This is a genomic window from Algoriphagus sp., assembly GCF_024642405.1.
Lineage (GTDB): Bacteria > Bacteroidota > Bacteroidia > Cytophagales > Cyclobacteriaceae > Algoriphagus.
The window spans coordinates 1-11,280 of the sequence record NZ_JAHEBC010000117.1; the positions used below are offsets into that span (position 1 = coordinate 1).

Consider the following 11,280-nt stretch of genomic DNA (forward strand, 5'->3'; position numbering starts at 1 on the left):
GTCGTTTCAGATAAATAAACAGTGAGTGGCTTATTTATTCCAGATAAACTTCCAGCATTGAGTTTTACATCATAAAAATCAAAGTAACTTTCATCAGTCAGGAAAATTTGCAACTCCCTGACAAAGTCCTCCTCATACCCGGCAATCACTTCCCCCATAATCACAAATCGCGAAAAGTCCTCAACATTTACTACATCCTCCGTGAAGTGCATTCCCATAGCTGGGGAGGTTCTGGCGCTTTTCTCCATTTCAACACCATCGACTGAAGAAGTCAGATTTACCCTATAAATTTGGTCAGATTGAGATAGGTCACCATCAAAGCTCAAAGTGTAATTGAGGTAAATTCCAATCAACAATACAGCAACTATTCCAATCGTAAGTCCACCAATATTCGCCAAGGAATTCAATTTGTTGGCGAGTAATTGTCTGAAAAAAATCTTGATGTAATTTATCAACATGGTTTAATGGTTTTAATTGAAATCTAATTTCTCTTGGGTTTTAGACTTAAGAATTCATAATTCTAATTTTAGAGATTATTCGTCTTTCAGTGTTTTCACTGGATTCATTTGAGTTGCCTTGAAAGCCTGAGCAGAAACAATTGCTAGCGTAAAAGCAATTCCTCCAATCGCCAAAACCGTGAAATAAATCCAGGAAGGCCATTCTTTGATAGCAAATTGAGCAATCCAACTTCTCATCAAATACAAACTGATTGGTAAGGCCACAAGTACTCCTACCACCGTGATAACCAAAAACTCCTTATTAAACATCCAAGAAATACTGAAACTGGATGCTCCCAAAACCTTCCTGATTCCTATTTCTTTCGTACGTCCAGCAATACTCAAAGCCGCCATGGCAAAAAGACCCATTGCTGCAATGAGAATAGCAATTCCTGCAGCCATAAATACCATTTTACCCAAGCGTTCATCTGCCTTGTATTGATCTTCCACAGTTTGATCCATAAAATTAAAACTGAAAGCTTCCAAAGGAAATACACGTTTCCATTCCTCTTCCAGGATATTCCGGAAAGCCTCAAAGTCGGTCCCTGTACCTTTTACAATTACTTTTGGATTGGTTGCAGAATTGATATTCAGCGAATTGATTCCACTGAAAAAAGTGGCTGGACTTTTCGCCAACAAGACCGGTTCGATTTCTTTATATAAAGAATTGTGATGAAAATCCTTCACCACTCCCACGATCTGATGAGGATTGAATCGAGAATTTGGCATCATTTCCCCGAGTGGATCATCCCAATTCATCGCTTTGGCAAAAGTCTCATTTATTACAAATGCACTGCTATCCGCTCCTGGATCAGGATTGAAATCTCTACCCTCTGCCATCTCCAAGCCCATCGTTTTTACGTAATCTCCTCCTACAAAATTCACCCGGAAATCAAACTGTTCTTTTTGATCAGTAGGGAAACCTGCATTCCAAAATGCATCATCACCATAAGTTGAAATCGTAATCCCAGCAGATTGTACTTCCGATCTTCCGACCAATGCCTGTCTGTATAACTCTGCCTGCTGAAAGCCTTCAGATATGGATTTAACAAAACTGGTACTTTGCACATCCGGCACATCTACGATGACGACCATTTCCTGATCAAAACCCAAATCATAATTTCGGATGGCTTTCATCTGATTGACCATTATCAAGGTAGATGCGATCAACAAAAAGGAAATAAAGAATTGAAAAGCTACTAAGCCTTTTCTCAAAGCTTGTTTTCCGAAGCGAATGGAAAGATTGCCTTTGAGGACTTTGATCGGTCTCAGACTAGACATGAAAAACGCCGGATAAGCACCTGCCATTGCAGTGATTAATACCACCAAACCCACTAAAATAAAAATCTGGGTTGGTCCATAAACAAGAATCAGTTCTTTTTCAAAAAGTGAATTGAATGTTGGCAATAGTACTTCTGCCAAAATTAAACCCAAAACCAAAGCCATCACTGTAGTCAAAAAAGCTTCTGTTAAAAACTGAAAAACCAATTGTCCAAAATCAGCTCCCATGGTTTTCCTTACCCCAACTTCTTTGGCTCGTGTCGTCGATCTTCCGATTGCCATCGTGGTAAAATTGATACAGGCTATCAAAAGAATCAAAAACGCAATACCAGATAGAATCCAAAGAAGTGTAGGGCGAGTCGTTTCGGCATATCCGGTGTTCACATCATCAGTAAGATGAATTTCGGAAATTGGTTGAAGTGTAAAAAAGTATTCGCCTTCTGTATATTCTTCTCCAAGTACCTTTTTCATCATGTCTTCCACGCCGCTTTCTATGCTTGCTTTGGCACTAGGATCATTAACTTTAATGTAGGTGTCGCCAAAAACATTATACCAGTTATTCTGACTCTCCTCACCAATTGAATAATCCAGATTCTGATCATTCAACAGCATATCAAATTGAATACTGGAATTGGCCGGAATATCTTCCAAAAGTCCAACCACTTGATAAGCTTGGTAGTCATCTCCCATTTTTAATCGAATGGACTTTCCGATTGGGTTAGAATCGCCAAAGTATTTTTCAGATGTTTCCTCAGTGATCACGATACTGAATTTATCCTGTAAAGCTCTGGATTTATCACCTTGCAAAAGATGGAAATTAAAAATCTCCAAGAAGTCAGGGCTTACCATCAAAAACCGTTGGCTTTGGGTAGTGGACTCATCCAGGTAAGCTTGTGCGACACTGGAAACCATCCGTGTGGTATATTCTACCTGAGGAAACTCATTTTCAAAAGTAGGTGCTGTAATTATTGGAGTAGAAAATGAAGTAAATTTCTCACCTTCTTCTTCCTGGTGCCGGCGAATTCTGTAGATCTGATCACCATCATCATGAAAATTATCAAAATTACTTTCGAACTGTACAAAAAAGAAAATAAGAATACTGACTCCCAATCCAAGCGTCAGACCGATCAAGTTGATCCCTGTATGTAATTTGTTTTTTGATAAATTTCGAAGTGCGATTTTGAAATAATTCTTAATCATTTATTAATCGTTTTGGTAGTGGATTAAAATTTATATCGGTTCGGATTTAAATTTTGAAATGAAATATGGCATTAACACAGCTTACTTCTTTCAATCATCAGAACCAACTACAATTCCACTATTATGCCATCTAAAACATGCTCAAAACGATAAAAAACGAGGTTTTTAAAAAAAGCTCGTCATAAGCTCGAACAAAATCGTCCGCCTACGGGCAAAACCTAAAACAGGCTTATCGCACTTTAGTCAGAAACCTTTCAAAACTTTTTCACAAAATCCAGCTTCATCTTATAAGGTGAATCCTATTTTAGAAAATGGCTTCAAATAAATTATTCACTTTTTAGACTTTTCACCGGATTTGCTTGTGCCGCTTGGAATGCAATTATTCCTACAATTAAAGCGGTGAAAGCAAAAGTCAACAGACCGATGAAAGCAAATACAAATTGATTGATGTCAATTCGATACGCAAAATTCTCAAGCCAGGAATTAGCTAAATAATACGCAATAGGCCAGGCAATTAAGAATGCAATCCCAACTAAAACCAGATACTCTTTAGTAGAAGATTGTATGATTGAAAATACAGATGCACCCAATACTTTTCGGATCCCGATTTCCTTTTTCCTTGCCAGTGTCAAAAATATGGTAATTCCAATAATCCCCAGGCCCGCTAAAAGAACAGCAATCAGATTGAAATACAATAACAGATCAGCTGTCTGTCGATCTTGAGCATAGAGTTGCGCAACATTTTCACTTAAATATTCCTGCTCCAAAGGAAATGCCTCATCCAACTCTTCATAAATCGAATTCACAGCTGCAATAACAGCTGCTGCATTTTCAGGGTTATAAGACACAATACTTCTTCCATTCATTTCCATATCTTCAGACACTGTTAAAAAATAGGGATCAACCTTTTCATGAAGAGAAAATAAATTAATATCCTCAAAAATACCTTCAATGGTAAAGGGAAATCCTACTTGTCCCGTCTCTTCATTGATGTATTCCGGCTCTGTGATCACTTGAGTTCCGATCAAATCTTCCGGGTTTACTCCTTTAAAATTCGCAAATTTCTCAGCAGCAGTTCTGTTAATCAGGGTGATTCGATTGCTAGAGTTTCCTTGTAAAGTTGTCTTTAATTCATAGGCTTTGAGCGCATCAAAATCCAGATACAATTGATTGGAATCATCAAATACCGTTTCAGAACCTTCCAACTTGTAGGTTCCTTGATTGAAGGTCTGTAACCCAAATGAACTTCCATTTCCTACTGCTATGACACCCGGGATTTGACGAAGTCTTTGCTGGAAAACCAGACGATTTTCGGGAGAGGAATAAGCATATAGAATTCCATCTTTTTTATAGCCTATATCTTTTCCTTCGACAAAGCTTAGCTGCTGGGAAATAAAAAAAGAAACACAGGTAATCGCAATCAAAATCACAAATTGACTGATGACCAAATATTTACGAATAGAAAACTGCTGGAAATTAGACTGATTTAAATCCTCCTTGAAAAGACTCACAGCACCTCTCATACTTAGGTAAATAGCTGGTGACAGACTTGCCAAAACACCCATTATCAATGCCAAAGTAAGTACCGTGATAAAAGTTGTAGGTTCTGAAATGAAGTTATTAGGAATTGCAGTTCCCATCAATTCATTAAAAGCTGGTATTACTAAAGAAATCAATAGCCCCACAAAAGGAATGGCTAGCAATGAAAGTAACACTCCTTCTAAAATGAATTGGGTGGTAATCATGGAATTTTGAGCTCCCATCGCTTTTCTTACTCCTATCGTTTTGCTTTCTTTTGACTTGATTGCTAGGGTCAGATTGGCATAATTAAACAATGTAATCACCAAAATAAAACCTGCAAAAAACCCGATCAGTGTGATGTAATTTTTATTTCCAGGAGTTTTTGATTCGTAAAGAATTTCAGAATTAAGATGGATATCTGAAATCGGCTGTAAGTAATGCGATGAATACAATTCATCTTTCGCTAACTGTGGATTAAAGTTCGCAATGGTTGCATTGAGTTGTTTCTGAACTTCGAATAAATTACTGTTCGCATTAGTCTGCACATAAATCCTACTTCCCCAATAATCGATTCTATCAGAATTGAGAGCAATATCAAAGTCAAAATGCGAATTGACTGGAACATCTTTGATGATTGCCGCCAGTTCGTAGTCTACCCCTCCTACTTGAACGGAACTCGAAATTAATCCTGTTTGAGTAGAATATCCTGAACCAAAAAGCTTTTCAGCTACAGACTCTGTCAGTAAAATCTTTTGATTTCCCGAAGAAAAATTTTCCAAAGTACCCATCAAAGGTTCCCAAGTAAACATATTTACAAAGCCTTTCGGAGTGTTAGTAGAAAGGATACCGTCATTTTGAATCTGGCTTTCTCCAGATCGAATAAACTCAGTATAGGGAGAGGAAATGAATTGAGTGATTTCTTCAATTCCAGGAGAAGACTTAAAAGTCTCCGCCTGTAGTTGTTGCTCTTCTGCTGTGCCATCAGACCAGTTTGGAAATCCGATCACGCTATAATCTTGAGAGCGGTAAGTTCTTGCAAGTCGATAGATATGATCTGAATTTTTATGAAAGTCCTCATAACTTCGTTCGAAACTGATGTAGGAAATCCCAACATAGGCTACGAATAGTCCTGCGATCAAACTCACCAAATTCAAAAAAGTAAACTTTCGATTTCTAAGATATCCTCGAAAGGCGATCTTTATATAATTCATCCACATATCTTATGTCATCTATAATTTTAAGGCTTTAGAATTTAGCTTTTTCACTTATCCTTCTACTCACTTTTAATAGATTCTACAGGATTTGCAAAAGCACTTTTCAAGGATTGAATAGAAACTGTGACATAAGCCAAAAGTACCGAGATTCCTGCTGAAGAAAGGAAAAACCACACAGAAATTGGGACTTTAAAGGCAAATTGATCTAACCAATCATTCATTAACCAGAAACCAACGGGCAGGGCAATTAAAAGTGATATAGAAACCAGCACCAGGAATTCAGAGGAAAGTTTATTCATAATTCCAAAAACCGAAGCTCCCAAAACTCGTCGTATTCCAATTTCTTTTTTCCTTGCTTCGGAACTGAAAAGCGACAATCCGAAAATCCCCAAACAGGAAATTAATAAGGTTAAGAAGGCAAATAACCCTAACAAAGAACTTGTTTTTTGTTGTTGCAGATATTGCAAATTGATGGACTCATCAATAAAAGCATAGTCAAATGGTAAACCGGGAACTACCTTCTTCCAAGTAGTCTCAAGCTGCTCTAAAAGCTGCGCATTTACCTCTTTATCCGCTTTGATAATCAAATGTTGTGTTCCGTCGAAAGCAGAATTTTTTACAGGTATAAAGAGAGTAGGTTCGATAGAGTATCTCAGGTCTCTGGTATGATAATCCTTTACGACTCCAATCACATTTCCTTTAAAATCTGAAAACAACTGACCATTCTCTTCTGTATATACCCGAATTGGGGAGCCAATCACTTCCGCTGCATCTTTTTGAAGCCAAGGAAGCGCAGATTCATTCACAATCATCGCCACATCATTCATTGCTGCAAACTGACCCCTCATTAGGTAAGAAGTACCACCGTCTGCACTTTCCTCTTCAAACTCCCGACCACTTGCCATTTCGATCCCAAGCGTCTCGAAATACCCAAAATCTACATATTGGACATTGATGTTTCTGCTCAAGCCTTCTGGCATTCCAGGATATTCTGCAGGTGGGTTCCAACCTGTATCTATCCCGGGTCTATCACTCGTAAACTTGACTGATTTCACACCGGGAATTTTTGTCAGCTCTTGACTTATTGTTTCTGCATTGGCTTTTGCCAGCTCTCCCATTTTTACAGAAATCATTCCTTTTGGCTCAAAACCCATTGAGGCATTACTCATGAAACTGTGCTGAAAATATGCTACAGAGGCACAAAAAACGAGAATGGTGGATAACACAAATTGGAAAACCACCAGGCTCTTTCGAAGCACAGATCTACCGTTAGTAATGGATGAATCCTTGAGAATCATCTTTGGCTTCAAGCCAGAGAGATAGAAAGCTGGAAATATCCCAGAAACAATGGAAGATAGTAGCCAAATGCCAAAAAGAAGGATTTGAAGATCTCTCTCAAATAGAAAATCAACAGGGATTTCTAATCCTATATTTAATTCAATAAGAGGGTTTATCAATACAACCAAGACTATTCCAATCAGCATCGCAATGGCGTTGATCAAGATAGATTCCATCAGGAATTGGGCAATCAGTTGACTTCTTTGAGCACCGTTTACCTTTCGAATCCCAATTTCCTTCATTCGTTTGATCGCCCTTGCAGTAGCTAGATTCACATAATTAATACAAGCCAAAACCAAAACAAAAACCCCAATGGAAAGAAAAATCCAGAGTGTTTTTTCAGACATCGCGGGTGTCAATTCTCCAATAAAATCGGGGCTGGTGTGAATCTCAGAGATAGGTTGCAAAAAATGAACATATTGTTTCGCTTCTTCGGGATTCCTATATTTTGGATTAATATCTGGAATTGAAGCACTGATCGCTTCTGGATTTTGATTTTCATTTACCTTCACATAGGTATAGGTCTGTGGCCACCAAAAGCTCCCAAAGTCTGCATTTGCCGGGAAATTTTCAGTGGCTTTGAAAGAAACAATGCCTGTAACAAAATCAAAATCCAAGTGAGTATTTAATGGTGGGTTCTTCAAGACCCCTTTTACTTCAAAATCAAAGTCTCCGGTTAGGGTTAAAACTTTTCCTATTGGACTGTCCATCCCGAAATACTTAGCAGCCATATCTTCTGTGATGACAATTTGATAAGGATTATCAAAAACTCCTTCCCAGCTTCCTGCAAGCATTTCAAATTGAAAGATTTTATCAAAACCCTTATCAGCAAAGTAAAACTTATCCTCTCTGAATCGATCCTCTGGATATAGGCCTTCTGGGGCTTTGGCATAAGTAGAAATCTTAATGATACTGACCACCTCATCAAGTTTACCCTCATACTCTTTGCGAAGCATAGGCGCAACTGCTCCTCCTGTCCATGCCCATCGACTTTCATTTCCAACTTCCTGAACCACCCGAAAAACTTGCTCACCATTGGGGTGAAAGGAATCGTAAGATTTCTCAAACTTGACAAATGTTAATAAAATCAGGAAACATGCTAAGCCAATGGATAATCCAAAGACATTGATCAACGAGAATGACTTTTGTCGGATTAGGTTTCTCCAAGCAATTTTTAGGTAGTTCTTTATCATATTATTCAATTAAAATATCGAATGGTTTTATCTAGGTGTTTTTAATATTTTCAGATTTTAAACTTCAACATTCACACTTTCCATATCATTCATTTTTCAAACTTTCGATCGGATTTACAACTGCCGCTCGGTAAGCTTGCGTGAAAATAATTCCTATACTGATTAACAGAATGGCTCCAACCCCAATGCTGATTGCCCCAACACCAATTCCGACACGGGAAGCAAAGAAGTTCAACCATAAATTATTAATGAAATAGGCTGCAGGAACAGCAATCAAAATCGCAACTCCAAGAAGAGTTAAGAATCCTTTTGAAAGAAGGATAATGATTTCAGGAATACTGGAGCCTAAGGTTTTTCGAATACCAATTTCTTTAATTCGGGTTTGAGCAGTGTAGGTCGCCATTCCTAACAAACCAAGACACGAAACGAAAATTGCTAAGAAGGAAATCAGCCCAATGACAGACATCACATCTCCTAGTACCTGATGGATAAACAGCAATTCTTCATCTAAGAATTTATATGAAAACTTAGAGTTTGGGTTCACTTCTTTCCATGCAGATTCCAATTCAGCCAAAGTCTCAGCTTGATTCTCGCCGGATATTTTTACCAATGCAAATCCCAAAGCCGATTCTCTATTTCTCAAGACCAAACTTTCAATTTCCCGGTCTGGGGAAAGAAATTGGAAGTCTTTCACAACTCCAGCTATTTCTACATTTTTGAATGCACCACCATCTTCTACGACCAACTGTTTCCCGACGGCATCTTGACTAGTTCCAAAATTGAAATTCTTCGCAGCCAATTCATTGATCAGAATCAGATTTTCGCTCCCCTCTTCAGGCAAATTCTTTCCAGCGACCAATTGCAAGCCAAGGACATTCGTAGCATTGGCGTTGATATCAAAGAAATTGCTGGAAATACTATCCAATGGATTATCCAGGTTAATTACTTCCGTACCATAATTATATCCTCCAGCAGGGATCAAAGAAGATGCTCCAACTTCGGAAACAGAAGGAATTGAGGAGATTGCTTGCGCAAAACGCTGATAATTTTCAGTATTAAAAAGCTTGACAGTTACTATATTTTCCTTGGCAAATCCATAGTCAAAATTTAAAATATGTCGGGATTGGGATTGAATCAGTACAACTGAAATAATAAAGATCAGGGAGATAGAAAATTGAACTACCATCAACACATTTCGAATCCCCATTCTTTTAAAAAGTCTTACGCCGCTGAGTTTATTGAATAAATTAATCGGATTAAGTTTGGAAACGTAAGTTGCAGGAAGTAGCCCTGCTACTATGCCCACCAAAATGCTGAATCCTATAAAAATCAAGAAAACAGGAATACTTTGCTGGAAGGAAATTTTCAAATATTGATTGAAAGTCAAGCCATAAAAACCTCTTTCAAGAACCTGCAAAATCAAAAATGCGAAGACTAAAGAGCAAAGAGAAATCACTACTGCTTCGGTAATAAATTGGGCGAAAATCTGCTTTTTATTCGCTCCAGACACCTTTCTAATTCCTACTTCCTTCACCCGTGTCAAAGCTCTAGCCACTGACATATTGGTGTAATTCAGACAGGCAGAAAACATCACAATTAGGCAAAGAATACCCATAATCAACAAAACAACTTTGGGAACAGAAACATGGGTGGTATTACCGATAAAACCAATTGGCGTAATATCGGCCAAACTTATGGCTTTGAAAGAATGTTTATTCTCATATTTAGGACCATAAATTTCCTCTGAAATATTATCCAGATTTGCTTGCAAATCGCCTTTATCTTGCCCCTCTTTCAATAAAACATAGGTATAATTAGTCCAGACATTATCCCAATCTTCCTCTCCATTATTAAATAAAGCTCCTTCAGGGAGAGAATTCATGGTGCTCAATGAAGCCAATAATTTAAATGGCAAATGAGTTTTTCCTGGAGTTGGATTAAGCACTCCGGTAATGGTGAAATAGCCAAAATCGGTTTCAATATTTCCTTCTTCGATATCAGTGGCTTTGATATCCTTGTCATGAAAAGCTACCGCTTTGCCTATTGCAGACTCATTTCCAAATAGGATTTCCGCCATATCAGAAGTAATTACCAGCGAATAGGGTTCATTGAGGGCAGTTCTTGGGTCACCTTCTTTAAATGAGAAATCCAAAATTTTAAAAAGATTACCATCTGCAAAATATCCACCGCCCGTGGCAAACTTATCTTCGTAAATAATGTCTCCACCGATTTCCTTATTGATTGCTGCTGCCTCCTCGATAATCGGATATTCACTTTTTAATTTCTCTGCCAAAGGCAAAGCCGAGCTTGCAGATTCCCCATTATTTTGCTGATATCTAGTGGTATGTACTCTATAAATTCTATCTTTTTTGCTGTGATAGGTATCGAAACTATACTGGTCAACAATGACCATAATGATCAGCAAACATACAGACATGCTAACCGCCAGACCAAGGATATTGATAAAACTGAAGGATTTGTTCCTTGTCAAATTCCTCCAAGCAATGATGATGTAATTTTTCAGCATTTCAATTTCGATTTTCCAATTTCAGGAAGTCAATAACACTTATTTTGAAAAGACTATCCCTTACCCCTATTATCAAATTTCTATGCCAGTAAAAAAGCCCTCAAAACAGGCTTCAAAGCAGGATAAAGACACTTTACTAAAAAATCAATCGGACGTTTTCGTCCGCTGGTGGGCAAAAATTACTTTGGGTAGTTAGGATATGAAAAGACTTTTTCTCAAGACATACTTCTATGTTCCCTCTGAATAGTTTTTATTCAAGTTGGTTTTCAACCCATCTTTTCAAAAAAAACAATTTTCAGGACCTTGGGTTTTTGCTAAATTAGGCATATTAGTCATTGATTTTTAATCATTTACTTCTACCGACTTAACCCAAAATAATCATGAAAAATCTCATCTATTTTCTTTGGTCTACCCTTCTCCTGCTCCTAGTAAATCCTACTTTTGCTCAAAATGAAGCGTTAAAAGAATTGGAACCACTCATTGGAACTCCTCTAAAAGAAGCGCATACT

Annotated in this window: 5 protein-coding genes; all 5 read right to left on the reverse strand. The window is 37.8% G+C overall.

What is annotated here, in order from left to right; genetic code table 11:
• On the reverse strand, nucleotides 1-458 hold a 458-nt coding region (locus tag Q0L68_RS10530), incomplete at its 3' end, for an ABC transporter permease (RefSeq protein WP_296702672.1).
• 75 nt (nucleotides 459-533) lie between these two features.
• On the reverse strand, nucleotides 534-2,978 hold the full coding sequence (locus tag Q0L68_RS10535) for an ABC transporter permease (RefSeq protein ID WP_296702674.1): 2,445 nt from the start codon (nucleotides 2,976-2,978) through the stop codon (nucleotides 534-536).
• Between the two features lie 326 nt (nucleotides 2,979-3,304).
• The gene (locus tag Q0L68_RS10540; RefSeq protein ID WP_296702677.1) at nucleotides 3,305-5,710 is read right to left on the reverse strand and encodes an FtsX-like permease family protein; all 2,406 of its coding nucleotides are present in this window, start codon (nucleotides 5,708-5,710) and stop codon (nucleotides 3,305-3,307) included.
• A gap of 62 nt (nucleotides 5,711-5,772) precedes the next feature.
• Nucleotides 5,773-8,244: an ABC transporter permease gene (locus Q0L68_RS10545; RefSeq protein ID WP_296702679.1), complete on the reverse strand. Its 2,472-nt coding sequence runs from the start codon at nucleotides 8,242-8,244 to the stop codon at nucleotides 5,773-5,775.
• A gap of 85 nt (nucleotides 8,245-8,329) precedes the next feature.
• Nucleotides 8,330-10,771, reverse strand: coding sequence for an ABC transporter permease (locus tag Q0L68_RS10550; protein WP_296702682.1), 2,442 nt, complete (start codon nucleotides 10,769-10,771; stop codon nucleotides 8,330-8,332).
• Between the last annotated feature and the right edge of the window lie 509 nt (nucleotides 10,772-11,280).